The organism is Williamsia sp. Y853 (assembly GCF_056786495.1).
This window is the reverse complement of sequence record NZ_JBXCJC010000001.1, coordinates 2479213-2505340: the sequence shown is the minus strand read 5'-3', so window position 1 is coordinate 2505340 and position 26128 is coordinate 2479213. Positions and strand designations below refer to the sequence as shown.

Annotated in this window: 25 protein-coding genes and 1 pseudogene; 9 read left to right on the top strand and 17 right to left on the bottom strand. The window is 64.2% G+C overall.

Translation table 11 applies throughout. The features are described 5' to 3' along the window. Positions 1-11: 11 nt before the first annotated feature. Positions 12-1862: a translation elongation factor 4 gene (lepA, locus tag AC1TPF_RS11470; RefSeq protein WP_482135014.1), complete on the bottom strand. Its 1851-nt coding sequence runs from the start codon at positions 1860-1862 to the stop codon at positions 12-14. A 130-nt stretch (positions 1863-1992) separates the two neighbouring features. Between lepA and AC1TPF_RS11465 the strand changes: the two genes are divergently transcribed. Then, positions 1993-2643 carry an alpha/beta hydrolase family protein gene (locus AC1TPF_RS11465; protein WP_482143892.1) on the top strand — a complete coding sequence of 217 codons (651 nt, stop codon included), beginning with the start codon at positions 1993-1995 and terminating at the stop codon, positions 2641-2643. A 9-nt stretch (positions 2644-2652) separates the two neighbouring features. Further along, positions 2653-3189: a type II toxin-antitoxin system PemK/MazF family toxin gene (locus AC1TPF_RS11460; RefSeq protein WP_482143890.1), complete on the top strand. Its 537-nt coding sequence runs from the start codon at positions 2653-2655 to the stop codon at positions 3187-3189. A 108-nt stretch (positions 3190-3297) separates the two neighbouring features. On the opposite strand, the gene AC1TPF_RS11455 is transcribed toward AC1TPF_RS11460, so the two are convergent. From AC1TPF_RS11455 to AC1TPF_RS11445, 3 genes are read right to left on the bottom strand one after another with little or no spacing between them, the layout of a single operon-like run. Then, complete coding sequence (locus tag AC1TPF_RS11455; RefSeq protein ID WP_482135017.1) at positions 3298-4146, bottom strand: transglutaminase family protein; 849 nt, start codon at positions 4144-4146, stop codon at positions 3298-3300. Continuing rightward, on the bottom strand, positions 4143-5123 hold the full coding sequence (locus AC1TPF_RS11450; RefSeq protein ID WP_482137211.1) for an alpha-E domain-containing protein: 981 nt from the start codon (positions 5121-5123) through the stop codon (positions 4143-4145). Before AC1TPF_RS11450 ends, AC1TPF_RS11455 begins: the two co-directional genes overlap by 4 nt. Before the next feature lie 2 nt (positions 5124-5125). After that, positions 5126-6667, bottom strand: a complete 1542-nt coding sequence (locus AC1TPF_RS11445) for a circularly permuted type 2 ATP-grasp protein (RefSeq protein WP_482144092.1) — start codon at positions 6665-6667, stop codon at positions 5126-5128. Between the two features lie 415 nt (positions 6668-7082). Between AC1TPF_RS11445 and rpsT the strand changes: the two genes are divergently transcribed. Then, positions 7083-7343: a 30S ribosomal protein S20 gene (rpsT, locus tag AC1TPF_RS11440; RefSeq protein WP_482135019.1), complete on the top strand. Its 261-nt coding sequence runs from the start codon at positions 7083-7085 to the stop codon at positions 7341-7343. Positions 7344-7502: 159 nt separating this feature from the next. Here the strand turns inward: rpsT and holA are convergent, their stop codons facing one another. From holA to AC1TPF_RS11375, 13 genes are all read right to left on the bottom strand, one after another. Further along, a complete protein-coding gene (gene holA / locus AC1TPF_RS11435; protein ID WP_482143888.1) occupies positions 7503-8474 on the bottom strand; it encodes a DNA polymerase III subunit delta in 972 nt (323 codons plus the stop codon). Between the two features lie 137 nt (positions 8475-8611). Continuing rightward, complete coding sequence (locus AC1TPF_RS11430; protein WP_482135021.1) at positions 8612-10024, bottom strand: ComEC/Rec2 family competence protein; 1413 nt, start codon at positions 10022-10024, stop codon at positions 8612-8614. Next, entirely contained in the window at positions 10021-11058 is a 1038-nt protein-coding gene (locus AC1TPF_RS11425; RefSeq protein ID WP_482143886.1) for a ComEA family DNA-binding protein, read from the bottom strand. The genes AC1TPF_RS11430 and AC1TPF_RS11425 overlap by 4 nt, the downstream gene beginning before the upstream one ends. Positions 11059-11246: 188 nt before the next feature. Then, entirely contained in the window at positions 11247-12095 is an 849-nt protein-coding gene (locus AC1TPF_RS11420; protein WP_482135023.1) for a DegV family protein, read from the bottom strand. Then, the gene (gene octT, locus AC1TPF_RS11415) at positions 12092-12874 is read right to left on the bottom strand and encodes a diglucosylglycerate octanoyltransferase (protein ID WP_482143885.1); all 783 of its coding nucleotides are present in this window, start codon (positions 12872-12874) and stop codon (positions 12092-12094) included. The genes AC1TPF_RS11420 and octT overlap by 4 nt, the downstream gene beginning before the upstream one ends. A 10-nt stretch (positions 12875-12884) precedes the next feature. Then, complete coding sequence (locus tag AC1TPF_RS11410) at positions 12885-13601, bottom strand: histidine phosphatase family protein (RefSeq protein WP_482135025.1); 717 nt, start codon at positions 13599-13601, stop codon at positions 12885-12887. Next, positions 13594-14013 (bottom strand): ribosome silencing factor, encoded by a 420-nt coding sequence (rsfS, locus tag AC1TPF_RS11405; RefSeq protein ID WP_482135026.1) that lies wholly within the window; start codon positions 14011-14013, stop codon positions 13594-13596. The genes AC1TPF_RS11410 and rsfS overlap by 8 nt, the downstream gene beginning before the upstream one ends. After that, complete coding sequence (nadD, locus tag AC1TPF_RS11400; protein ID WP_482143884.1) at positions 14010-14666, bottom strand: nicotinate-nucleotide adenylyltransferase; 657 nt, start codon at positions 14664-14666, stop codon at positions 14010-14012. Before nadD ends, rsfS begins: the two co-directional genes overlap by 4 nt. Positions 14667-14689: 23 nt before the next feature. Then, positions 14690-16087 (bottom strand): vWA domain-containing protein, encoded by a 1398-nt coding sequence (locus AC1TPF_RS11395; RefSeq protein WP_482135028.1) that lies wholly within the window; start codon positions 16085-16087, stop codon positions 14690-14692. Between the two features lie 5 nt (positions 16088-16092). Then, entirely contained in the window at positions 16093-16974 is an 882-nt protein-coding gene (locus AC1TPF_RS11390; protein WP_482135029.1) for an AAA family ATPase, read from the bottom strand. Positions 16975-17033: 59 nt separating this feature from the next. Beyond that, complete coding sequence (locus AC1TPF_RS11385) at positions 17034-18299, bottom strand: glutamate-5-semialdehyde dehydrogenase (RefSeq protein ID WP_482135030.1); 1266 nt, start codon at positions 18297-18299, stop codon at positions 17034-17036. A gap of 71 nt (positions 18300-18370) precedes the next feature. After that, positions 18371-19162 carry a crotonase/enoyl-CoA hydratase family protein gene (locus tag AC1TPF_RS11380; RefSeq protein ID WP_482143882.1) on the bottom strand — a complete coding sequence of 264 codons (792 nt, stop codon included), beginning with the start codon at positions 19160-19162 and terminating at the stop codon, positions 18371-18373. 43 nt (positions 19163-19205) lie between these two features. Further along, a complete protein-coding gene (locus AC1TPF_RS11375) occupies positions 19206-19700 on the bottom strand; it encodes an urease accessory protein UreE (protein WP_482135032.1) in 495 nt (164 codons plus the stop codon). Positions 19701-20018: 318 nt separating this feature from the next. Between AC1TPF_RS11375 and AC1TPF_RS11370 the strand changes: the two genes are divergently transcribed. The 6 genes and pseudogenes from AC1TPF_RS11370 to AC1TPF_RS11345 form a co-directional block, all read left to right on the top strand. Continuing rightward, on the top strand, positions 20019-21062 hold the full coding sequence (locus tag AC1TPF_RS11370; RefSeq protein WP_482144091.1) for a Dyp-type peroxidase: 1044 nt from the start codon (positions 20019-20021) through the stop codon (positions 21060-21062). After that, on the top strand, positions 21059-21865 hold the full coding sequence (locus AC1TPF_RS11365; protein WP_482143880.1) for a family 1 encapsulin nanocompartment shell protein: 807 nt from the start codon (positions 21059-21061) through the stop codon (positions 21863-21865). Before AC1TPF_RS11370 ends, AC1TPF_RS11365 begins: the two co-directional genes overlap by 4 nt. A gap of 449 nt (positions 21866-22314) precedes the next feature. Further along, a complete protein-coding gene (locus AC1TPF_RS11360) occupies positions 22315-23616 on the top strand; it encodes an acyl-CoA dehydrogenase family protein (protein WP_482143879.1) in 1302 nt (433 codons plus the stop codon). Beyond that, a complete protein-coding gene (locus AC1TPF_RS11355) occupies positions 23616-24632 on the top strand; it encodes a phosphotransferase family protein (protein ID WP_482135035.1) in 1017 nt (338 codons plus the stop codon). Before AC1TPF_RS11360 ends, AC1TPF_RS11355 begins: the two co-directional genes overlap by 1 nt. Then, positions 24629-25405: an enoyl-CoA hydratase-related protein gene (locus AC1TPF_RS11350; RefSeq protein WP_482143877.1), complete on the top strand. Its 777-nt coding sequence runs from the start codon at positions 24629-24631 to the stop codon at positions 25403-25405. Before AC1TPF_RS11355 ends, AC1TPF_RS11350 begins: the two co-directional genes overlap by 4 nt. Positions 25406-25915: 510 nt before the next feature. Beyond that, a pseudogene (locus tag AC1TPF_RS11345) lies at positions 25916-26095 on the top strand (ferredoxin); the annotation flags it as partial. Positions 26096-26128 lie beyond the last annotated feature (33 nt).

Sequence of the window (26128 nt, the reverse complement as noted above, 5' to 3'; positions counted from 1 at the left end):
GAAGTCTCCTGCTACTTGCCCTTCTTGTCGCTTGGGTCATCCGAGGACAGCGCCGCCACGAACGCCTCCTGCGGAACCTCGACGCGACCGATCGTCTTCATCCGCTTCTTGCCCTCTTTTTGCTTCTCGAGGAGCTTGCGTTTACGACTGATGTCACCGCCGTAGCACTTGGCGAGCACGTCCTTCCGGATGGCCCGAATGTTCTCTCGCGCAATGATCTTCGACCCGATGGCGGCCTGGATCGGCACCTCGAACTGCTGACGCGGGATCAGCTCTTTGAGCTTGGTGGTCATCTTGGTGGCGTAGGCCATGGCGCCGTCCTTGTGGACAATCGCACTGAACGCATCCACCGCCTCACCCTGCAACAAGATGTCGACCTTGACCAGCTGCGAGATCTGCTCGCCGGACTCCTCGTAATCAAGGCTGGCGTAACCGCGGGTCCGCGACTTGAGCAAATCGAAGAAGTCGAAGATGATCTCCGCCATCGGCAGCGTGTAACGGAGTTCGACCCGGGTCTCCGACAGGTAGTCCATACCGCCGAGCTCACCGCGCCGTGACTGGCACAGCTCCATGATCGAACCGACGAACTCACTGGGCGAGATGATCGTGGTTTTCACGACCGGCTCGTAGATGTTGCGGGCCTTGCCCTCTGGCCAGTCGGACGGGTTGGTGACGACGTGCTCGGTGCCGTCTTCCATCTCGACCCGATAGACCACGTTGGGCGCGGTGGAGATCAGGTTGAGGCCGAACTCGCGCTCGAGGCGCTCCCGGCTGATCTCCATATGGAGGAGCCCCAGGAAGCCGCAGCGGAAGCCGAAGCCCAGTGCCACCGAGGTCTCCGGCTCGTAAGCCAAGGCGGCGTCGTTGAGCTGCAGTTTGTCCAGTGCTTCACGCAGGACCGGATAGTCCGACCCGTCCACCGGATAGAGCCCCGAGTAGACCATCGGCCGCGGTTCGCGATAGCCGGTGAGCGGCTCGGTCGCACCGTTGCGCGCCAAGGTGATCGTGTCACCGACCTTCGACTGGCGGACATCCTTCACACCGGTGATGAGGTAGCCGACCTCGCCGACACCGAGCCCCTTCGAGGGTTTCGGGTCAGGAGAGACGATGCCGACCTCGAGTAGTTCATGGGTGGTCCCGGTCGACATCATCTTGATCTTCTCGCGGGGCACGACCCTCCCGTCGACCACACGCACGTAGGTCACCACACCGCGGTAGGTGTCGTAGACGGAGTCGAAGATCATCGCGCGGGCCGGAGCGTCCGGATCGCCGACCGGCGCCGGGATGAGCTTCACGACCTCGTCGAGCAACTCGGTGACGCCGACACCGGTTTTGCCCGACACCCGCAGCACGTCGTCGGGCTCGCAGCCGATGATGTGCGCGATCTCCGCGGCGTACCGATCAGGGTCGGCGGCAGGCAGATCGATCTTGTTGAGCACCGGAATGATCGTCAGCTCTTTGTCGAGCGCGAGGTAGAGGTTCGCCAGCGTCTGCGCTTCGATGCCTTGGGCCGCGTCCACCAACAGCACCGCACCTTCACACGCCTCCAGCGCCCGCGAGACCTCATAGGTGAAGTCGACGTGGCCGGGGGTGTCGATCAGGTGCATCACGTAGTCGGTGCCGTCGACGTTCCACGGCAGCCGCACGTTCTGTGCCTTGATGGTGATGCCGCGTTCCCGCTCGATGTCCATCCGGTCGAGGTACTGCGCGCGCATGTCGCGACCGTCGACGACTCCGGTGACCTGCAACATCCGGTCAGCAAGCGTCGACTTGCCGTGGTCGATGTGCGCGATGATGCAGAAGTTCCTGATCTTGGCCGGATCAGTGAACGTGGTGTCGGAAAGCCTGGGAATTGAACTCACTCCTTGGGTGACGCGGGTGATGCTGGTCGAGCTCGCCCCGGCGTCTTGGCGCCGCGCGTGACCTCCAGTTTCTCATGGCCGGGCCGCGGTGTCGGCATTCGGTGCGCTACGCAGCGGCTAGCGTGAGTTCATGACTGTCATCGACTGGGATTCCGACGGTGTGGTCGGGGCCCTGCACCGCCCCTCCGGCACCGCGCTCGCGGTGGCGGTTCTCGCGCACGGCGCAGGTGGAAACCACAATTCACCGATGCTGCGCGCGATGGCCGAACTGCTCTGCGAGCGTGATGTCGCAGTGGCCCGGATCGACCTCCCATACCGGCAGAAGCGGCCGAAGGGTCCTCCCAGCCCGTCCGGGGCTGCCGCCGACCGCGCCGGGATCATGGCCGCGTGCGCCGCGTTTCGAAGTGAATCGACCGGACCGCTACTCGTCGGTGGCCACTCCTACGGCGGACGACAGGCCTCGATGGTCGTGGCCGACGACCCTTCCGTCGCCGACGGGCTGGTGCTGACGTCCTATCCCCTGCATCCGCCGGGCAAACCCGACCGACTGCGCACCGAACACCTGCCTTCGATCAATCGACCGGTCCTGGTGGTCCACGGCGCGAGCGATCCCTTTGCCACCACCGACGAACTCACCACCGCGCTCGATCTGATCCCGGCTCCCACCCGGCTCATCGACCTACCGAAAGTCGGGCACGACCTCAAACCGGACCGCTCTGGCGCACCCCAACTCGCCGCCGACGCGATCTTCGAGTTCTTTGCGATTGCCCGCGGCCAATAGGCTGAGCCGATGGCAGGAAAATTCAGCCGACTGGCGATGTCGCTGGTCCGGCAACACGGCCCGAGGCTGCTGCGCGAACTGACCAAGTCGTCGGGCAAGAAGTCCTCGCCTGCGCCCAAGCAGGCGGCAAGGCCCGGCACCAGGTCCGGACCGACTCCCACCCGTCCCACCGGACAGCGTGCCCGCAAACTCGAGTACTCCCCCGAAGCCGACGGCAACGCCGACCCCGGCGAAATCGTTTGGACATGGGTCGAATTCGAAGAGGATCCCACTCAGGGCAAGGACCGACCCGTGTTGGTCGTCGGCCGCGACGACAACACCTTGCTCGGCCTGATGCTCTCGAGCCAGCAGCATCGTCGCGACGACCGGGACTGGGTCAGTATCGGCACCGGATCGTGGGATCGAGAGAAACGGGAAAGCTTCATCCGGCTCGATCGTGTCCTCGACATCGCCGAGAACGGGATCCGCCGCGAAGGCGCCATCGTGCCCCGCGCGCAGTTCGATCAGGTGGCCGCGGTCCTGCGCAGCAGATACGGCTGGCACTGAAAGCGACACTGAACACAACAGCCCTGAAAACTGTGAAATAGGCAGGTGCCGAGGGATATTTGCCCTCGGACACCCGCTATACAACAGTTTTCAGGGCGTACAGATCGGTCAGGCCAACCGGGTGATCTCGACCTTCACTTCGAGGTCCTTCGCGCCGGCCCCGGTGTAGATGCCCTTGAGCGGTGTCACGTCGGAGTAGTCGCGACCGACGCCCACCGACACATGCCGCTCGGTGATCGTCACATCGTTGGTCGGGTCGTAGCCCCACCATCTGCCGGTCCAGGATTCGATCCACGCGTGAGACTGGCCTTCGACGGTTCGGTTGATGGCCGCTTTCCGGTTCGGATGCAGGTACCCGGATACGTAGCGCGATGGGATACCCAGGCTCCGCAACATCACCAGGCACAGATGCGCGTAGTCCTGGCAGACGCCCTTCTTTTCCTTCCAGGCGTCGACGGCCGAGGTGTGCACGCCGGTGGTGCCCGGCACGTATTCCATTTCCGTATTCACCCACTGGCAGACCGCGAGTACCGCTTCCTGCGGAGTCATCCCTTTGGTCAATCGCTTTGCGATCTGCGTCAGCTGACGGCTGTTGGGCACATAGCCGGTATTGCTGAGGAGCTCGTCATACCTGTCGATGACGCCGTAGGAGTGCAGGTCGTCCCAATCGAGTTGTTCTTCCTCGCTGGGTATTTCGTCGGGTTCGGTCTCGACGACCGACATCCCCGAGACCTCCAGCTCCTCGTGCGGGGCGTGCAGGTCGAACGCGGTGACCGCGGTACCCCAGTAGTCGGTGTAGCGGTATGAACGAGTGGCCGGAATGGTCTCGACGCGGTTGATGATCACGTTCTGGCGAGTGTCGCTGCGAGGCGTGAGCCGGGCCTCGTTGTACGACGATGTGACCGGGGCGTTGTAGGCAAAACCCGTCGAATGCACAACCCGCAGACGCCAGCTCACAGTTCACTCTCCTCGATGAAACGGTCTACGGAATCGCTGGCCGATACCCCGGCCCACGCGACATAGGGCGAGACGTGGAAGTACTGCGCCGTCACGGCCTCACTCACTTCCCGGCAGGTCTCCTGCAGGTCCACCAGTCGAGGTTGCAGGTCTTGCAACAGAATTCCCGGTTGCATGAACTCCAGGCCGCTGCGTGCACGTCCGAGCAGACGCTGTGCCTCGGCCCGCGCGCCGACGCGGCTGGGGCGATTGTCGAGTTCGAGGAGCTGCTGTTCGGCCAGATTGATGGCGTGGAACACCGACCGCGGGAACAGTCGGTCGAGCAACATGAATTCGACGACACGGGTCGCGTCGAGGGCGCCGCGGTAGGTCCGCAGATAGGTGTCGTGGGCGCCCGCCGAACGCAGGACGGTGACCCAGGCCGGTGAGCCCGAGCGATCCCCGGCCCGCGACAACAGCATTCGGACGGTCATATCGACCCGCTCCACAGAACGTCCCAACAACAGGTAGCGGTACCCGTCGTCGTGGCTCAGGGTGGCGTCGGCCAATCCGGCGAACATCGCAGCGCGGTTCTTCACGTAGGCGAGGAACTCGTAGGGTCCCAACTTGCGGGCAACCCGTTCGGCATCACCGAGGCCGTTGTACGTGGTGTTCAGACACTCCCACATCTCACTCGACGTGACTTCCCTTGCCCCGCGGGCATTCTCGCGAGCATGGCCGACGCTGTCGACGATCGAGCCTGGCAGGGTCTTCGAGTACGCGACGCGCTCGGTCAGCGACCAGGCATCCAGTGCCTCACTTTTCGGGGGCAGCTCCATTCCCAGGACCTGCAGGACCAGCCGACACCGCGCATCCGGGTCAACGGTGGTGTCCTCGAGGAGCTGATGGACCGCGACATCGAGGATGCGGGCGGTGTCGTCGGCACGTTCGACGTAGCGACCGATCCAGTAGAGCGACTCAGCATTTCGGGCCAGCATCATCAGCGGCCACCGCCTTGCTGCTGCTGTTGTTGCTGCTGCTGATCCTGCTGTGTCGCGATGTCGGGTCCCTGTTCGGTCGGCGCGCTGGGTGTGGAGATGTGCGACGGACTCACCAATTCGTCGCCGGCCAGTTCCCGCTCTTCGGCAGAGCTGCGGGTGGCGAGCACCCAGGTGTCCTTGGAGCCGCCACCCTGACTGGAGTTGACCACCAGCGAACCCTCGGGCAGCGCAACCCGCGTCAGCCCACCGGGCAGCACCCACACCGATTCGCCGTCGTTCACCGCAAACGGCCGCAGGTCCACATGCCTGGGCGCCAACTGTCCCCCGATCTTGGTGGGGACGGTCGAGAGCTGCACCACCGGTTGCGCGATCCAGCCGCGCGGATCCTGACGAACCTTGCGGGCCAACACATTCAACTCATCCGCTGTGGCATCCGGTCCGAACACGATGCCGTAACCACCCGATCCTTCGACAGGTTTGACGACGAGTTCGTCGATGCGGTCGAGAACCTCTTCGCACTCGTCTTCGAGCCAGCAACGCAATGTGTCGACATTGCCCAGGCTCGGCTTCTCCCCCAGGTAATACTCGATGATCTCGGGAACGTAGGTGTAGGTCAGCTTGTCGTCACCCACTCCGTTGCCGACGGCGCTGGAGATCACGACGTTGCCTGCCCGCGCGGCGTTCAACAACCCGGCCACACCGAGCATCGAATCGGGGCGGAACTGCATGGGGTCGAGGAAGTCGTCGTCGATACGGCGATAGATGACATCCACACGCTGCTCACCTTCGGTGGTGCGCATGTAGACAATGTTGTCACGGCAGAACAGGTCTCGGCCTTCGACGAGCTCGACACCCATCTGGCGAGCGAGCAACGAGTGTTCGAAGTACGCCGAATTGGCCACACCGGGGGTCAGGACCACAACATTCGGATCGGCCTCGTTGAACGCCGCCGATGCCCGCAGGGCCCGCAGCAGGTGCGACGAATAGTCGCCGACCGCGCGCACTCGATGGGAGGCGAACAGGTCGGGGAACACCCGGGCCATCGTGCGCCGGTTCTCCATCACATACGACACACCCGAGGGTGACCGCAGGTTGTCTTCGAGCACGCGGAAGTCACCGTGCTCGTCGCGGATCAGGTCGATACCCGCCACATGGATCCGCACACCGTTGGGCGGACGGATGCCCATGGCCTGGCGATGAAAATGCTCACAGGAGGTGATCAGCCTCTTCGGCACCACGCCGTCACGCAGGATGACCTGGTCGCCGTAGATGTCGTCGAGGAACATCTCCAGTGCCTTCACGCGTTGCGTGATGCCGCGTTCGAGCTTTGCCCACTCACCAGCGGAGATGACCCGGGGAACAACGTCGAGCGGGAAGGGACGTTCCTGACCCGAGTGCGAGAACGTGATGCCCTGGTCGATGAATGCCCTGCCCAGTGCGTCGACCCGGGCGTCCAGATCGGCGCCGTCATAGCTGCCGAGTGCCTTGTGGATGCCCTTGTACGGACCACGGACCTCGGCGCTGTCATAGCCGTCGAACATCTCGTCAAAGGCCGCACGGTACGGGCCCGCCTCATATCCCTCGAAGATCCCGACTGCGTCGTTCGCCGACTTCGTCGTCGCGCCGGCAGCAGGTTTCTTCGCAGGCGCCTTGTCACGCGCCGCGCGTGTGCCCGCCACCTTCGCGGCCTTCTTCTTGACTGTTGGAGTGTCCCCCGCGATTGGCTTGCTCCCGTTACCCCGAGATGCTCCCGCACGCTTCGAACCTGCTGATGTTGCCGCCGTCATCTGACATATGGTGCCGTAAGTGATCAATATCGGCTGACCACGGCGCGCTATTGGCTGCGTCACTATCTCGGGCCCGGTCGACAATTTGGGTCACAGTGGCCCGGCTGGTAACGTGGCTCGCTGGTGCTGACACCGAAACGACCATCTTTGAGCTAAGGAAAATACACGCGTGGCAAACATCAAGTCTCAGATCAAGCGGAACAAGACCAACGAAGCTGCACGACTGCGTAACCAGTCGACCAAGTCGGCCTTGCGTACCGCGATCCGTTCATTCCGCGAGGCCGTTGCGTCCGGCGAGAAGGACAAGGCTTCCGATCTTCTGGTTGCCACCGGCAAGAAGCTGGACAAGGCTGCCACCAAGGGTGTCATCCACTCGAACCAGGCCGCCAACAAGAAGTCGGCAATGGCATTGGCGCTGAACAAGCTCTGATGTGCCCCGCCCTTAACCGGGCATCATAACTTCAAGCTAGACGCGATCACCCTGGCGGCTCCCACGCAGTCGTCGGGGTGTTTGTTGTATCCGAAAGTTGCGTGTGACAGGCCCTGAGGTGGAGGGGCTGTGGCGTGGAGCTGCTCTGGGGTGGACGCGCTAGCGACGCGGCGACGGTCGCAGATCAGCAATCTCGGCCACGGCCCGCTGCAGACTGAAGTCGGCGTCGGCAGCCTGACCTTTCACATCGCCGTTCAGCGTGGCGACCACCGACATTGCCCGCGCGATCGACGGTGCGTCCCATCCGATTGCCTGCGCCTGGACACGCTTGGCCCGGCCCTGCGTCATCCCCAACTCCGAGGCGATGGCATTCGGATTGGATTTACCCATCCCGTACACCCGCGCGATCCCGTGGATGGATTCACCGAGCGCATCGGCCACGAGCACGTGCGCAACGCCGTGATGGTGTGCCCACTGCAAGGCCTCCAGTGCTCCGGCCCGATCTCCGCCGACAGCCAGGTCGGCGACGTCGAAGCCCTTGATCTCCGGACGACCCGAGTAGTACCGCGTAATGGATTCGACGGTGACCTTGCCACCGGTGTCGGCGACCAGCTGTGCACACGCCGCCGCCAGATCGCGCAGGTTGGCACGGACCGACTCGACGAGTTTGTCGACCACGTTGCGGTTGGCCTTCACACCGAGCCGCAGGAACTCGCTGCGCACGAACGTGCCCATCTCCCACGGCGGTAACTTGGCACATTCATGGATCTCGGCCCCTGCTTTACGCAGCGCCGGAACCATCGACTTCGCGCGCCCACCACCGGAATGGCAGACGACGAGCGTGACACCGTCCGGCGGATTCTCACCCACCTCGGTGACCAGTTTCGCCGGCTCTTTCCCGGCCTCACCGGCAGCATCCAGGATGATGATCCGGTCTTCGGCAAACAGCGAAGGACTCAGCAGCTCAGCCAGTTCCGGAGCCGTCGCATCACCGGCCCGCAGCCGCGTGATCGGGATGTCCTCGGGGTTGTCGACCGTCGCACGGACTTCTGCTATCACCGCGGACGTCGCTCGTTCGGCCAGGAATTCGTCATCACCGAGGATCAGATGCACGCTGTTCACACGCCTCATCGTGCCAGACAGCTGCGACACCTCCCGACTTCCCGTCCCCGCTCACTGCTCTTGCTCCCGCGCGCTGATCTCACGCCCGCGTGCTCTGCAGACCGCGCGGGCGTGAGATTTGTGAGCGGGAGTCTGAAACGGGTTGACTACCAGAGCGTCAACGTCGCGAACGGAACGCGGCTGAGGTTTTCGGCCACCCACACCATCCACCAGAGTTCGGGGCCGGTGAACCGCGCGAGGACCGCCGCGACCGGTGGCCACATCATCGCCACCACCGCCGCGCAGGTACCCAGCACGGTGATCGGTGCCACCACCAGCGCCACCGCCAGATTTGCCACGATCGCGATCATGCTGATCTGTCCACTGATCAGCAGGACGACCGGAGTGGTCACCACCTGCGCGACCACCGCCACCGCGAGCAGTTCGGCAACACCGACCGGAACATGATGATTCCGCAGCCATTCCGCGACAACAGGTGCCAGCACGATGAGCCCGGCAGTGGCGATCACCGACAGCAGGAAGCCCGGCTGTACCGCGAAGGCCGGCCAGATCATCAGCAGCGTCATGATCGCCGCACAGAGCGCAGGCATGGCCTGCGAGCGTCGACGGATCAACAGCGCCGACAACCCCACCCCACCCATCACCGCCGCCCGGACGACGCTCGGGCTCGGCCGGACCAAGATCACGAACACCACGATGGCAATGGCTGTCAGTGCCACCGCAAGACGCGGACCGGCACCGAGCCAACGCACCCCCAGTAGCAGTGCGCCGATGATGATCGCGAAGTTGGCTCCGGACACAGCCGTCAGGTGGGTCAGCCCGCAGGCCCGGAAACTGTCTTTCAAGTCGTCACTCAATGCCGAGGTGTCCCCCAGCACCAAACCCGGCAACAGGCCTGATTCGGGCTCCCCCAGCGCCTGCGACGACACCTGCTGAAACTGCGCTCGCACCGCACCCGCCCAACGCTGATGGGCCGGTGGGCCACGGACTTTCGTCGGCGCGCCAGAGGTGGTGAGTGTGGCGACGGTCAGATCTGGCCTGCGAGGCTTCGACACCGTGAACACCGCAGATACCTGTTGCCCCGGAATCAATTCCAGCCATCCATCGATCGGGGCCAGCACGGTGGCACCGACTGTCGGGACCGAACGACCACGCACACCGACCACTGTCACCGCCACGACCACCCGGTCGGTGCGTGCGATGATCTTCGGATCGTCGGAGATCCGCACCGTGGCGGTTGCCTTGCTCCCCCGCACGCCATGATCTGCCAACGGATTCGACGCGATGTGATGCTGCCGGAGGACCATCGCCCATCCGAACCCGGCCAGAGTTCCGGCGAATCCGATCAGCAAGGGCAGCATCACCATTCGCGAGCCACGCATCATCGCGACGATCATCACGATCACGCTCAGCGAAGCCGTACCTGCCGCAGCGGCGGTGACCGGGATCGAACTGAGCACTCCCAGAGTCGAAATCAGCCAACTCCCGGCCGCAGCGGGCGCCAACCGCATGTCGAGCCGGGTGCGCATCCGACCAGTCGATGCCACAGAACCCGTCACACCGTGACCTTGCCCCGGAGTTTCTCCAGACGCCCGGGCCCGATCCCGTCGACCTCCGCCAGTTGGTCAATGGAAGCGAAGTTGCCGTTGGCCTGCCGCCAGGCGATGATCGACGCCGCGGTCACCGGTCCCACGCCGGGCAAGGTGTCCAGCTCGATCTCGGTCGCGGTGTTGATGTTGACCAGTCCCCCTGCTGCAGGTGCGGTCCCAGCCGGCGCGGAACCGGTTGGTGCAGGCGCCGCTGTCGTGGCACCGGTGCCCCCGGAACCGTCGACCGGAATCACCGCGCTGCGCATCTGCACTCCACCCTCCGGATCGGCGAACCCGACCAGGATCTGATCGCCGTCGCGAAGCGGCTGAGCCATGTTCAGCGACAACAGATCTGCGCCGTTCTTCGCACCGCCTGCCTTGCTGATGGCATCGGCCACCCGAGACTGCGGAGACAGACGGACCAGACCTGGCCGATGCACCAGACCCACCACACTGACCACGAGTTCGACTGGGGCCTGTGCACTTTCAGGAGCTGCCACACCTGCACTCGAACTGGTGATCGGTGCGGCCACCCCGGCAGTTGCGGGAAAGTTCACCGGAACCTGCGGACCCGTATCGCCACTGGCAAAGGCCGTGTACAAGGCGATGGCGGTGGCGCACAGCCCCACCGCAACCAGCGCGATGGCAGCCGCCGGTGTCGAGCGCCACCGACGCTTCAGTGGCCCTTCGGGGTCAAGGTAGTCGCCCTCCTCGGCCCACCGTGGCCGATACCCGTCATCGACCTCAGCGGGATCAGCGGGCTCAGGCTCGTACGACTGACTTCCATGCAACCACTGCGCCGACCCCAACCAGTCGGGCGCAGCAGGTTCAGACCGTGCCCCTTCAAACCGGGGCGCATCGATCTGCGCCGGTTCCGACGGCATCGGTTCCGACTGGGTCGGTTCGAACTGGGTCGGTTCGAACTGCCCCCACGGTGACTGCAGCGGTTCGGGTGGCGCCGCGGGTGAATCCGGTCCCGTCAAGCGATCGAGATTGCTTCTCATGGCCGAACCGTAGGAAACCGGCCCGCCACTTCACCTCGACAAAGCTGCCCCGACGCCGATCCTGTGGGCACAGCAGCGAACTGTGGACAACCTCGGCATCAGCCTCCAGACGCTCCACCTATACGAAGACGCTCCACATATTTGTGGAGCATCTTCGTACAGTTGGAGCGTTTGAGAAAGAGGGAAACTCAGGGGAGGTCGATCGGGTCCAGTGATGTCGCCACCGCGATACCCACGGCCCCGCTACCCACATGCCGCGACAACACCGGACCGAAATCGGACTGCACCAGCGAGGTGATGGTCAGCTTGGACTGCAGCGCTTCGATGATCTGCGCCGCGAGATCCGGTGCCTCACAATGCTGTACACCGAGGGTCACGGGCCGCTGGTCGGCGATCTCGACACCGGAATCGATGATCTTGGCGATGGCCTTGGACGTGGTCCGCTGCTTCTCCTTGAGGACCAGCGTCCCGTCGACCACTCTCAGAATGGGCTTGATCGCGAGCGCCGAGGCAAACAATCTGGTGGTGGCGCCGATCCGTCCACTCGACCGCAAATTCTCCAGTTGCTGCACACACAGCAGGCACTCTGTCGTCGACCCGACCCGGATCGCCGCTTCGTACACACGGTCCATATCGGCGCCGGCTTCGGCAGTCTGCGCCGCGGCAAGGGCAGAGAACCCGACCCCGAGCCCGACCGTCCGTGAGTCGACCACCCGGATGTGGCCCTGGAACTTCTCGGCAACCACACGCGCCGAACCCCACGTGCCACTGAACCGCCGGGACAGGTGGACCGCCACCACTCCGTCGCCGTCGCTTTCCTCGACGGCACGCGCGTACGCGGCCTCGAGGTCGGCGGGTGTCACACCCGAGGTGGTCGTCTGCGGGTTGTTGTAGATGTCGGGACCGATCTCGTCGACGTCTTCCCGCAGATCGAGATCCCCCGACAAGACATGCAACGGCACCTGCCTGATGCGGTACCGCTCGCGCAGCGCATTCGGCAGGCGTGCCGAGGAGTCGGTCACTATGACAACGGTCACAGGGACACGTTAGTCGTCGGTGCATCGGGAATCGTGAGGGCGTCGGAAGTCGTGAGGGCGCCGGACACGGCGGCCTGAACAAGATCAGCCACCTCGCGGTGACAACCGAAGCCCCAGTGAATGCCGTCCGGATTTCCTTCGCCGCGGTCGAAATGCGCCGCGGTCGGCGGCATCAGATCAACGAGCGGCACCTGCGCCGCCTGCGCCCACTCGGTCATTGCGGCCACCGTTTGTGGTCGCCCCTTGTGGACGTTGCCGTAGTAGGGACTGCGATGCGTCGACGGCAGGCAGGCCACCACCGGCAGGTCGGGCCGGATCGCGGTCAGGGCCTCGTGGATCTTGCCGAGATAGTCAGCTGTCAGCGCCGGTGGCAGTGCCAACGGCCAGCCGGTCCGGGCCAGCCGCGGCTGAAGCCACCCGTAGCCGTCACGGACGTACTGTCGCAACCACGGCGGCCGCACGTAGCGGATCTGCTCGCGCAAAGCGGTCGGTAACGGCGACGGCAGCGAATCCATCCCGCCGAAAGCAAAGACGACCGCGCTCGCCCTCGGGACCGCAGCCCAGATGTTCGGATCCTGGGTCAGTGCCCACCAGACGTCGCGGCTGGTCCAGCCGATCCGTCCGAACAGTTCGAGCTCCAGGCCCAACTCTTTGGCGACCAAGGTCGGCCAGATCCGCGGATCGTTGGCAGGCAATCCGCCCTTGGGCCCGTAGTAGGCCAGCGAATCCGACAGCACCAACAGACTGCCGCCCCCCGGCGACGCGATGTCCAGGCTCATTGCAAGCCGCTCACTGGACTGCCAGATCGGAGACCTCGGCGGACGCATTCCACACGTCGAGCCGCCAGGTGGTGTCGTTGTCTTCACCGTGCCCGCTGAGCTGGACCCAACTGGTGTTGGCCAGTCCACCGAACAGCGGCCAGTGACTGATGGGGAGTCCGAGCAGCCCGGCGGTCAGGGCCGCGATCGCCCCACCGTGTGCCACCAGGACAACCGGTGCGTCAGCGTTGTCGCCGCGACCCCAATCACCAAGTCCGGCAACGAGTTCCTCCACCAGAGGCATGCTCCGGCGGGCCACGTCGACGCGGCTCTCGCCACCGGGCGGGGTCCAGGTGGCGTCGTCGCGCCAGATGCGGCGGGCACCGGGCAGCAGTGCATCGACCTCGTGGTGGGTCAGCCCCTGCCACTCGCCGAGGTGGGTTTCGCGCAGCCGCTTGTCCAACCCGACCTCGAGGCCGACCTGCTCGGCCAGAGCAGCCGCGGTGTCTCGCGCCCGCCGCAGGTCCGAAGAGATGATCAGACGCGGTTCTCTGGCGGCGAGCACCTTGGCCGCGGCGGCGGCCTGCCGGATACCGAGCTCGGACAGATCGGTGTCGAGCTGTCCTTGCATCCGGCTTGTTGCGTTGTAGTCGGTCTGCCCGTGCCGAAGCAGCACGAGCCGACGCACGACCGGCGTCATCCGTTCAACGCTGGAGTCGTGTCCGTCCGGACGCAACAACTCATTCATTGTTCGAGCTTTCGGTGTCTTCGTCGTCACCGCCGGTCGCGATCACGGGGGTGTCGAGCCCTGGGATGTCGAGGACCGGGCAGTCCTTCCACAGACGTTCGAGGGCGTAGAACTCGCGCTCCTCTTCATGGAGTACGTGGATGACCACGTCGATGTAGTCGAGCAGCGTCCAGCGCCCTTCACGGGTGCCTTCACGCCGGACCGCCTTGTGGCCGGCTTCGCGCAGTTTTTCCTCGACCTCGTCAACGATGGCGCTGACCTGTCGTTCATTGTCGGCCGATGCGATGACAAAACAGTCGGTGATGACCAACTGCTCGGAAACATCGAGAACGATCACATTGGCGGCCAGTTTGTCGGCGGCCGCATGGGCGGCGACGGCGGACATGGCGACCGCCTCGGGTGACGCTGTCACAGAGTGCCTTTCGATTGGTAGAGCTTTCTCTTACTGATGTACTGCACCACTCCGTCCGGTACCAGGTACCAGACCGGCCGTCCGGCCGCCGCACGCTCGCGGCAGTCCGTTGACGAAATCGCCAACGCCGGTATCTCCATCAGATGGAGGGTATCGGGAGGGAGCTTCTGCAGATGCCTGTCCAGATGTGCTGCGCCGAGTTCGTAGCCGGGACGGGAAACCCCGACAAAGCTCGACAACTCGAACAACACTTCCCAGTCCTGCCAAGACAAGATCGATGCCAGCGCGTCCGCACCCGTGATGAAGAACAACTCCGCGTCGGGGTTCATGCGGCGCAGATCACGCAGCGTGTCGACCGTGTAGGTGTCGCCTTCGCGGTCGAGGTCCACCCGGCTTACCGAGAACCGTGGGTTGGACGCGGTTGCGATCACGGTCATTAGATAGCGGTCTTCGGGCGGGCTGACCCCGGCGTCGGTCTTGAACTTCTGCCAGGGCCGGCCGGTGGGGACAAAGATGACCTCGTCGAGACCAAAGCGGTCCGCGACCTCGCTCGCAGCGACCAGGTGGCCGTTGTGGACGGGGTCGAAGGTGCCGCCCATGACACCGATCTTCCGACCTTTGGAGGCGCGGGAGAGGGGTGTCGTTTCGGGCATGAGGATTGAGTCTACTGATCAGCTCATACGGGCAGCAGGTTGGCGATCACCTTTGCCAGTTGGGAGGCGTTCCGGCATTCATGCATGTCAATCACATCGGAGTAGGTTGCGGCGATCGAGTCCCCCGAATCCCAGTTGACAGCGGCCTCCGGATTGAGCCAATAGGCATGCCTGGTGTGATCGACCATCTTGGTCAGCGCGTCGAGCTTCGGGTCGCGATAGTTGTTGCGGCCGTCCCCCAGGATGAGCAGCGCACCGCGTCGCGTCAGTGCGTCCAGATGCCCGTCGGCGAAGCCTGCGAACGCATGGCCGTAGTCGGAGTGACCGTCACGGGTGATCAGCCGGGCGTTCTTCACCATGTCGTGAATCGCAACGGCGACGTCGAGGTCGGGGCCGTCGAAGAACTCGGTCACCTCGTCCACGGTGTCGACGAACGCGAACACCCGGACCTTCGAAAACTGTTGCCGCAAGGCATAAACGAGCTGGAGAGTGAACTGGGAGAACCCGGCGACCGAGCCCGATACATCGCAGAGCACCACCAGTTCGGGGCGGCCCGGACGCGGCTTGCGTCGCACCAGATCGATCGGGACTCCCCCGGTGGACATCGATGCGCGCAACGTTTTGCGGACGTCGATCGCGCCGCGGTGGGCACGCCGCCTGCGGATCTCCAGTCGGGATGCGAGTAGGCGCGCCAACGGTGCGACGGTGCGACGGACCTCGGCGACCTCGGCCGCGCCTGCGGACAGGAAGTTGATCCGTTCGGGCAGGTTCGGCACCGCGTACTGCGACACCCGTTCGCGGCCGTTGCGCTCGGCCATCCGGCGTTTGGTCTCGTTGTCGATCAACGTCCGGAACTGCCTGACCCGGTCGGCGGCGGCCTTGCGGAAGACCGGATCTCTGCCGTCGGCCTCGGTGCCGCCGCCCGCGACGGCCATCGCCGCGGCGATCCGGGCGATCAGCGTCTGCGGATCAACCGCCGACATCGCCTGATAGGTGGAGTAGGCCGAATCCCGGGTCGCCTGATATTTGCCCATCTCCGCGACGATCATCGCCGCGAATCTGGCCAGCTCTGCCTCGGATTCCGGTGAATCGTCCGCCAGGAGTTCGGCGAGGCGGTCACGTACGGCCTCGGTCTTGATCTTGCCGTCGGCGTCCCGGGTGAACGCCTCGTCCAGGTCGCCGCTGCGGTCGCCGGCGCCGAGCGGGAACCACAGGTTGAAGACAGAATCGAAGACCCTGCGGTGCCCGTTGTCGTGGAGCAGCGTGCAGGCCATCCCCTCGCGGAAGCTTTCGCGGTCGAGAAGATCGAGGACCGCGGTTGCCTCCCCGGCGTCGATCAGGTTCGCAGGCCCGACCACGATCCCGCGGGCCCGGAGGTCGTCGACGAACCCGGTGAGCTGGGTGATGAAGGGAGCGGTCACGGTGCTCAGCTCAGCTTCAGTTCCTTGAGGGCGGTGGCCACGTCCGGACGGTGCTTGAGGACGACCCCCAGGGTTTGCGCGATGAGCGCGTTGTCGATCTCTGTTCCCGGCTTCTCGCCGACGCCCAGGGCCAGCAGCGTGTTGGCCCAGTCGATCGTCTCGGCCACCGACGGCTTCTTGCGGATGTCGAGGGTGCGCAGGACCCCGATGATGCGGACGAGTTCCTTCGCGACCGACTCGGCGAGCTGAGGCACCCGGCTGGCCAGGATTTCCCGCTCACGCGCCGCGTCGGGGAAATCGATGAACAGGAACAGGCAGCGGCGCTTGAGGGCCTCGGACAGCTCGCGGGTCGCATTGGACGTCAACAGCACGATCGGTCGCCGCGCGGCGGTGACCGTGCCCATCTCGGGGATCGTGATAGCGAAATCGCTGAGGACCTCGAGGAGCAGGCCTTCGATGTCGACGTCGGCCTTGTCGACTTCGTCGATCAGCAACACGGTCGGTCCGGGCTGGGTGATGGCTTTCAGCAGCGGACGCGGCAACAGGAACTCGTCGGAGAAGATATCGGCCTTGGTCTCGTCCCAGCCGCGCTGGCCGGTCGCCTGGATCGCCAGGATCTGCTTGGCGTGGTTCCACTCGTAGAGCGCGCGGGCCTCGTCGATGCCCTCGTAGCACTGCAATCGCACCAGATCGGCGCCCGTGGACTGCGCGATCGCACGCGCCAACTCGGTTTTGCCGACACCGGCGGGGCCTTCGACGAGCAGCGGTTTACCCAGCCGGTCGGCAAGGAACACCGACGTCGAGGTTGCCTCGTCGGCCAGGTACCCAACGCCGGCTAGCGTCTCGCGTACGCCGGGCACGTCGGTGAAACTGGGCTCTACGGCCATCGTTTTTGCTCCTGGGTATCTGGTTGGACGGGCAGCGGGTTCAGGGCCGGCGGCTTGGGCTAGCGGGGCCGGGTCTGGCCGTTGCCCCAGGCGATCCACTTGGTGGAGGTCAGTTCTGGGAGACCCATCGGGCCACGGGCGTGCAGCTTCTGGGTGGAGATGCCGATCTCGGCACCGAATCCGAACTGCTCGCCGTCGGTGAACGCGGTGGAGGCATTCACCATGACAGCTGCGGCGTCGACGCGCTGGGTGAACTCCGTGGCCGCAGCCAGGTCGGCGGTGACGATCGCCTCGGTGTGGCTGGTGCCGTATCGATCGATGTGGTCGACGGCCTCGTCGATACCCGCGACGATCTTCACGGCGATGTCGAGCGTCAGGTACTCATCGGCCCAATCGGTTTCGGTGGCCGGGACCATGCCCGGTTCGTCGCCGTGGATGATCACCCCGGCGCTCTGCAACGCCTGGGTCAGTCGGGGCAACGCGGCCGGGGCGATCGCCTGATCGATGAGGACGGTCTCGGCGGTGTTGCAGACACTGGGCCGCCGGGTCTTGGAGTTGAGGACGAGGTCCTCGGCCATGTCGAGATCAGCCGCCGAGTGAATGTAGATGTGGCAGTTGCCGGTTCCGGTTTCGATGGTCGGCACCGTGGCGTTCTCGACCACTGCCTTGATCAAGCCGGCACCACCGCGTGGGATCACCACGTCGACGAGCCCGCGGGCCCGGATGAGGTGGGTGACGCTGGACCGGTCTTCCGACGGCAGCAATTGCACCGCATCGGCAGGCAGACCGGCGGCGGTCAGGGTGTCGCGCAGGATCCGGACGAGTTCGGCATTCGAACTGGCCGCCGACGACGAGCCACGCAGCAGCGCCACATTGCCCGACTTGAGCGCGATGCCGAACGCGTCGACGGTGACATTGGGGCGGGCTTCGTAAACCATGCCCACCACACCGAGCGGTACCCGCACCTGCCGCAACTGCATGCCGTTGGGCAGGGTTTTGCCCGCGATCACATCGCCGATCGGGTCGGGCAGTCCGGCCACCTGGCGCAGTCCGGTGGCGATGCCGTCGATCCGATCGGCCGTCAAACGCAGCCGATCGATCAGGCTGGCCTCGGTCCCGGCGGCCTCGGCCCTCGCGACATCTTCGGCGTTGGCGGCCAGGATCGAATCAGCCTGCCTGAGCAATGCCTCGGCGGAGTCGTGCAGAACCCGGTTCTTCTGATCGGTGGTCAGGCCCGCGAGCACGCGAGATGCGGCTTTGGCGGCGGTCGCCTGGCCGCGCACGATCTGTTCGATGTCGGCCGGAGTCGTGGTGGTGGCACTCATTTATCCAGAATAGGTGGTGATGAGATCGACGTTCTCGCCGACCGACACCTCACCGGCTTCGATCCTTGTCCTCACTCTTCGTCGAACGACCCGTGTCGACCCGCTCCCCCGGCGAACCGGGTCGCGCCTGCAACGGTCTCTGTCGACAGTGACCTCACGCCATGGCCGTACTCGTTGAGGATGGCGTCCTCTTCACAGAGCCCTTCCTGTTCGAGCACGGAGAGCCGGTCGTGGCGCATGCAGGTCTGTGGGAACGCGGCCAGTTCGTGGGCGAGTTGCCGGGCCGCCGACACCGCTTCGCCGGCCGGCACCACCCGGTTGACCAGCCCCATCTGACCGGCTTCGCCCGCTGACACCGGGCGTCCGGTCAGGATCAGGTCCATGGCCCGCGACATTCCGATCAATTGCGGTAGCCGCACGGTGCCGCCGTCGATGAGCGGTACACCCCATCGACGGCAGAACACTCCGAGAACGGCGCCTTCGTCGGCGACCCGGAGGTCTGCCCACAACGCGAGTTCCAAACCGCCTGCCACCGCATGCCCGTCGATGGCCGCGATGACGGGCTTGGACAATCGCATTCGAGTCGGCCCCATCGGACCGTCGCCATCGGCCGCCACCCGGTTCACGTTGCGACCGGATGCCACGGCCTTGAGATCGGCGCCGGCGCAGAATGTTCCGCCCTCACCGTGCAGCACCGCCACCGACGCATCGGGATCGACGTCGAAGGCCCGGAAGGCGTCGGCCAGGGCCTGCGCTGTCACGCCGTCAACGGCGTTCCGAATCTCAGGCCGGTTGATGCTGATCATGGTCACCGGACCGTCTCGGTCCACCTTCACCGGCATAGATATCGGCGCGGATGTCATCTCGGCCACCTCCCGGGGTCGGGTCACCCCCGAACGTAGCCGGTTACGCAGTCGGCGAAAAGACCTCTGCCGCCAATCCTGCGGGCCGGTCGGGCAACCACAACTGCAGTGGCATCTCACAGGGTGCGGCCAGCACGTCACCGGGCAAGATATCCGCCGGGCGCGGCAGGGTGAGCGCGCATTCTCGCCCCTTCGAACCGATGTCGGTCGACTCCACTCGTGCAGTCGATACCCGGCCGATCAAGCGGGCCTCGGACCAGACCAGTTGCACTCGTTCGGCAGCGAAATCGACGCAGATCATCCGACGGCGTGGACCGATGGTGCGGGCTTCCACCACGCGCATCATCACCACGCCTCGCCCCGGAGTGCGACTCGGATAGACCGCGGGCGTTCCCGACAATTCGATGAGGTGTGTCATCGACAGACCGTCGACAAGAACGTCCGTCACGGTGGTGGTTGTGTGGTCGGGCCACAAAGAACTGTTGATCGGGTCCGGGATGCTCGCGCGCAGGGTCGGCAAGATCGTCGTGAGTGTCACAGATCCACCTGCTGGAGTGGGTCGGGATCGAATTCTGCACTGGGACGCGGCTTTTGATGTGGTCTCACGTCTATCGTTCTACCCATCGTCCCGGGGCTTGAATACATCGCGCACCAAGTTCTAACGATATCTTTGCGCGCCATCCCCACACGGGACATTCGACTCATGTATTCGGGACGCAGTCCGTGCACAATTGTCAGGTGGGGTGTCAACGCACCCAACGGCTCCGAGGAACGCTAACGTAATTCGGATAGGTCCATCAGCAGGCGGAAGGCAACGATCATCATCGATTCTGAAGGCCCGACACCGCAACCCATTCTGACGCGGCTACCGGAAACCTCCATCTTCCTGGTTGCCACTGTCAAGGAGGGCGCCGAAGCGCAGGTCTGGGATTTCCTTTCCGGTGTCACCGGGCTCATCCGATCGGTCGCCACACGAGTTCCCGATTCCCAGCTGACGTGTGTGGTCGGCATCGGGTCAGACGTCTGGGACCGACTGTTCACCGGTCGGCGGCCCGCTGGCCTGGCCCCCTTTGTCCCGCTGCAAGGTGCGGTGCACACGGCACCGGCAACAGACGGCGACCTGCTCTTCCACATCCGCGCCAGGCCCATGGACACCTGTTTTGAGATGGCCAAGCAGATCACCGATGCACTCCAGGGCGCCGTAACCGTGGTCGACGAAGTCCACGGATTCCGGTTGTTCGACATGCGCTCGATGGTCGAGTTCGTCGACGGCACCGAAAACCCTGATGGTCCCGCGGCCGTGCGGGCAGTGATCGTCGACGCCGACGACGACCCTGACTTTGCCGGTGGCAGTTATGTCTTGATCCAGAAGTATCTGCACGACATGGCTGCCTGGAAGGCGACAGGCACCGACGAGCAGGAACGGGTCTTCGGCCGGACCAAGTGGGACAACATCGAAATGGACGACGACACCAAACCGTCCAATTCCCATACCGCGCTGACTGTCATCGAAAACGAAGACGGTGAGCAGGTGCAGATCGTGCGCTACAACATGCCATTCGGCACGGTGGGCCAGGACGAGTTCGGAACGTTGTTCATCGGCTACTCGGCCGGTCCTGAAGTGACCGACGAAATGTTGCGCAACATGTTCATCGGTAAGCCCGAGGGCAATTACGACCGGCTACTCGACTTCTCCACCGCCGTCACCGGTAGTCGCTACTTTGCGCCCACCATCGAATTTCTCGACGATCCGCCCGAGCTCCCGACCGGTGAATCCGAAACGGCTGAAGACGACACGAACGATCCCGAAACCATCACCACCGACACGGTCCCCGACTTGGGGTCGCTTCGAATCGGCGACCTCTCCCGGCGCCGGCAGTTGACCACGGAGGAAAAATGAACAACCTGCACCGCGAACTCGCGCCGATCTCTGCTGCGGCCTGGAAAGAGATCGAGGAGGAGGCGACCCGAACCTTCAAGCGCAACAGTGCCGGTCGTCGACTCGTCGACGTCAACGGTCCGCACGGGTTGGAACTCGCCGCGGTCACCACCGGACGTCGCCTTCCCATCGACGCACCGCGCGCTGGTATCGAAGCCAGCGCCCGCACGTCGCAGTCGATCATCGAATTGAAGGTTCCGTTCACGGTCAGCCGCCAGGCAGTCGACGACGTCGACCGCGGTGCGCAGGACTCCGATTGGGATCCGGTCATCGAGGCGGCGCGCAGCCTTGCCCAGGCCGAGGACCGCGCCATCTTCGAAGGCTATTCCGCCGCAGGCATCGCGGGCATCCGCAGCCAGGCCCCGGGCGATCCGATCAAGCTACCCAGCGATGTTCGCGAATACCCCGAGGCGATCAGCCAGGCGTTGAGCCGGCTCCGCCTGTCGTCGGTGAGCGGTCCGTACTCGTTGGCACTGAGCGCCGACGTGTGGTTGAAGGTCAACGAGACCTCCAATCATGGCTACCCGATCATCCAGCATCTGCAGCGCGTGATCGATGGCGACATCATCTGGGCCCCTGCCATTGATGAGGCGTTCCTGCTGAGCACCCGTGGCGGCGACTTCGATCTCACCATCGGACAAGACGTTTCGATCGGCTACGACTCCCACGATGCGAACGGAATCAACCTGTACTTCCAGGAGTCCTTCACCTTCCTCGTCTACACCGGTGAGGCAGCGGTTCCGTTTGTGACCACCGGTATCTGAACGGCTCCAACTCGGGCCGGCGCCGCTTCTTCGACCCGCGGCGTCGGCCGAGGTCGGTGTTGAACACCCATCGCCTCCACAGGTCTAGATCTCTGACGATTTCGGCGATCCATAATCCCTGAAATCGGTCCTCTCAAGCGGTTTCAAGATCACATTCTTGCGCCCCCATCGCTGCGTGCACGCCACTGTCCGACCACGCCGATACCGCGCAGAAACCGTGACCGCCTCAACGAGGCTCCGCGACTCGGCTCGGCTCGGCGCACGAACTTCACGTGAACGCTGCCGACCCCTTGCGAACACACAAATCACAGCAGACCGCCTGGTCCAGACCTTGCCGGTCGCTCCCGCGTGCCCATTTTCTCAATCACCAATGGAACACTCTTCCCAACTATAAGAATTGCATTCCGAACGAGCAGAATGCTATTCTCGCACGGAACGAGGAGGCCTCCATGGCATGGGATTTTGAGACCGACCCGCAGTACCAGGCGAAACTGGACTGGGCCGATGAATTTGTCCGCGAAGAAGTCGAACCACTCGATCACGCGTGGCCGCATATGCAGTTCGTCCCGCTCGACGGGGGACGTCGCAAGGCGATCGACCCTCTCAAGCAGCAGGTTCGTGATCAGGGTTTGTGGGCGACCCATCTGGGCCCGGACCTGGGCGGTCAGGGCTACGGCCAGCTGCAGCTGGCCCTGCTCAACGAGATCCTGGGCCGTTCGTCGTGGGCGCCGATCGTGTTCGGCTGCCAGGCGCCCGACACGGGCAACGCCGAGATCATCGCCCACTACGGCACCCCGGACCAGAAGAAGCAGTACCTGCAGCCGTTGCTCGACGGCGAATGCTTCTCGAGCTACTCGATGACCGAGCCGCAGGCCGGCGCCGATCCGACGCAGTTCAAGACCAGCGCGGTCCGCGACGGCGATCACTGGATCATCAACGGCTACAAGTACTTTTCATCGAACGCCAAGACCGCGTCGTTCCTCATCGTCATGGTTGTCACCAACCCTGAGGTGAGCGCGTACAAGGGCATGTCGATGTTCCTGGTCCCCACCGACACCCCGGGCGTCATCATCGAACGCAACGTCGGACTGTTCGGCGAGCCGATGGATGAAGGCACCCACGCCCTGATCCACTACGACAACGTCCGCGTCCCCGACAGCGCACTGCTCGGCGGCGAAGGTCAGGCGTTCGCGGTGGCGCAGACCCGGCTCGGCGGTGGCCGGATCCATCACGCGATGCGCACGATCGGGTTGGCGCAGAAGGCGATCGACATGATGTGCGAGCGGGTGCTGAGCCGCGAGACCGCCGGCAGCCGGCTGGCCGACAAGCAGTTCATCCAGGGCTACATCGCCGACTCGTACGCCCAGTTGGCACAGTTCCGGTTGTTCGTGCTGAACACGGCCTGGAAGATCGACAAGTACAACGATTACAAGAAGGTCCGTAAAGACATCGCCACCGCGAAGGTGGTCATGCCCACGGTCCTGCACGACATCGCTTGGCGGGCAATGCAAGTACACGGCGCCCTCGGTGTGACCAACGAGATGCCGTTCCTGACCATGGTGCACGGCGCCGCGGTGATGGGTCTGGCCGACGGCCCGACCGAGGTCCACAAGATGACCGTCGCCAAGCAGGTATTGCGCGACTACACCGGCACCGACGACCTGTGGCCCACCGAGTGGATCCCTCGCAAACAAGCTGCAGCCAAAGCCAAATACGCCGAATTTCTCGAACTCGAAGTGGGGAACCTCTGATGGACCTGATTAAGCTCGCGGACTGGATGGACGAGGCCGGACTGCCCGGCAAGGGCGAACCGCTCGAGGCCAAGTTCCTCTCCGGCGGAACGCAGAACGAAATCTACAAACTCACTCGCGGAGAACATGTTTCGGTGATCCGGATGCCGCCGACCGCCGCGCCGGCCGACCGCGATGAGGGCATCATGCGCGAATGGCGCATCATCGAGGCCCTCGAGGGCACCGATGTGCCGCACACCGAAGCGATTGCTGCTTGCTCCGACACCTCGGTCCTGGGGCGCTCGTTCTACCTGATGGGCTACGTCGACGGCTGGTCGCCGATGGACAACAAGCAGTGGAAGGAACCCTTCACCTCCGACCTCGAATTGCGAAAAGGCCTGGCATATCAGCTGGCCGAGGGTATCGCGCTGCTGTCGAAGGTCGATTGGAAGGCCCAGGGCCTCGGCGATCTGGGCCGGCCCGACGGCTTCCACGAACGCCAGGTGTCGCGGTGGACCCGATTCTTCGATCGGATCAAGGGCCGTGAACTCGAGGGTATGAGCGAGGCCACCGCCTGGCTGAACGCTCACAAGCCGATCGACTTCATCCCCGGAATCATGCACGGCGACTACCAGTTCGCCAATGTCATGTTCAAGGAAGGCGCCCCGGCCCAGCTCGCCGCTATCGTCGACTGGGAGATGGGTACCGTCGGCGACCCGAAGCTGGACCTGGCCTGGATGGTTCAGGGCTGGCCCGAGGACACCAACGCACCCGAGGCATCGAAGGCGAGCTATGTCGACCTGTCCGGGATGCCCTCGCGCGATGAGATAGTCAACCACTACTCCAAGGTGTCGGGCCGCCAGGTCGACGATCTGGACTACTACCTGGTGCTGGCCAAGTGGAAACTCGCCATCATCCTCGAGCAGGGTTTCCAGCGTGCCGGTGACGACATCAAGTTGCAGGCCTACGGCCCGGTCATCACCAAGCTGATGCGGGAAGCAGCCGAGTTCGCAGCATCGAGCGACTACAAGTCATGATCACCAGGACCGGGAAAAGCGCTGACGAACTCATCACAGAGCGGCGCGGGGCTGTCCTGGTCCTGCGTCTGAACCGACCTGAGGCCCGAAATGCGATGACCGGCAGCCTGCTTCGCGGTATCGGCAGCGCCGCGCTCGAGGCAGAAGCCGACCCGGAGATCCGCGCCATCGTCCTGACCGGGACCGGCGACCGCGCCTTCTGTGCCGGAATGGACCTCCGCGACTTCGCCGACGGTGGCAACTTCACCTCCGAAGGCTTCACCCGCCTCGCTGCCGGCGGCCTTTCCGTGCCGGTGATCGGTGCCGCCAACGGCACCGCCATCGGCGGTGGCCTCGAACTGCTCCTCGGCTGCGACATCATCGTCGCGTCGTCCACAGCCGAGTTCGGGCTACCCGAGATCAAGCGCGGCCTCTTCCCCGCCGGCGGCGGGACGTCCCTCGGAACCCGCATCCCGCTGGGTATCGCCTTCGAGATGACAATGACCGGCGACTATTTCACCGCCGACCGGGCATACCAGATCGGCCTGGTCAATGCCGTCGCCGCACCGGAAGACGTGCTGGACAACGCCATTGCCTACGCAGAACGCGTCGCGGCCAACGCTCCTCTGGGCCTGGCAGCCTGCAAAGAGCTCGTCCGACTCTCGGTCACCGACGCCGCAGCCGCCGAAAAGCGGCTCGCCCAGCAGCGCGAGATCGTCTTCCGCAGCGACGACGCCAAAGAAGGCGCCCTGGCATTCATCGAGAAACGCGAACCGAACTGGCAGGGACGGTAGCACTGCGATGTGTACCGGCGTGCCCGGATAGGAACCGGCAAACAACGAACGCACCTGAGTACATGCGTCCCGTTCCCCGTGCTCCAGACAACATTTGATGACACGCAACGGGTCCGGATCAGCCATGCCCTCCCAGGCATCATCATCGCGAAACCATCGCCCGGAAATCCCTCGTCGTTTCACCAACTCTCTTGCGGTAGAGCATCTCTCGCCGAAAACAATTTGGATCGATTTCTCCGGAAACCTTCACATTCCACCCTTCCAGCGGTATGGTCTTCTCCAGATCAGTGATTTGCGTCACGGGTGCCGCGAATCCTGGCGCGTTCCCCACCATCTGAAGACATCGACCACCATGGTCCGACACAGGTTCCCTGCAAGACTGTTGCACTACAACGTTTTTCGTGTTCAGGCCCGCACCGACAGCGTCTACCGCCAGTCAACCGATGAAACCGAACGGGAATCGTAACGGTCTGAAATCGCACAATGATTCAGCTACGAATTGAGGCAATCGTGAAGGTAAAGGTCGACCCAGAACTATGCCAAGGGCACACGTTGTGCGCGATGGCCGCACCGGACGTGTTCGATCTGAGCGATATCGATGGTCATGCGACGGCAATCGACGGTGATGTTCCTGCCGATCTCGAGGAGAGTGTGCGAGAGGCTGTCCGTTCCTGCCCGGAGCAGGCAATCAGCACCTTTTCGGGCGACCCCCAATCCGCAAAC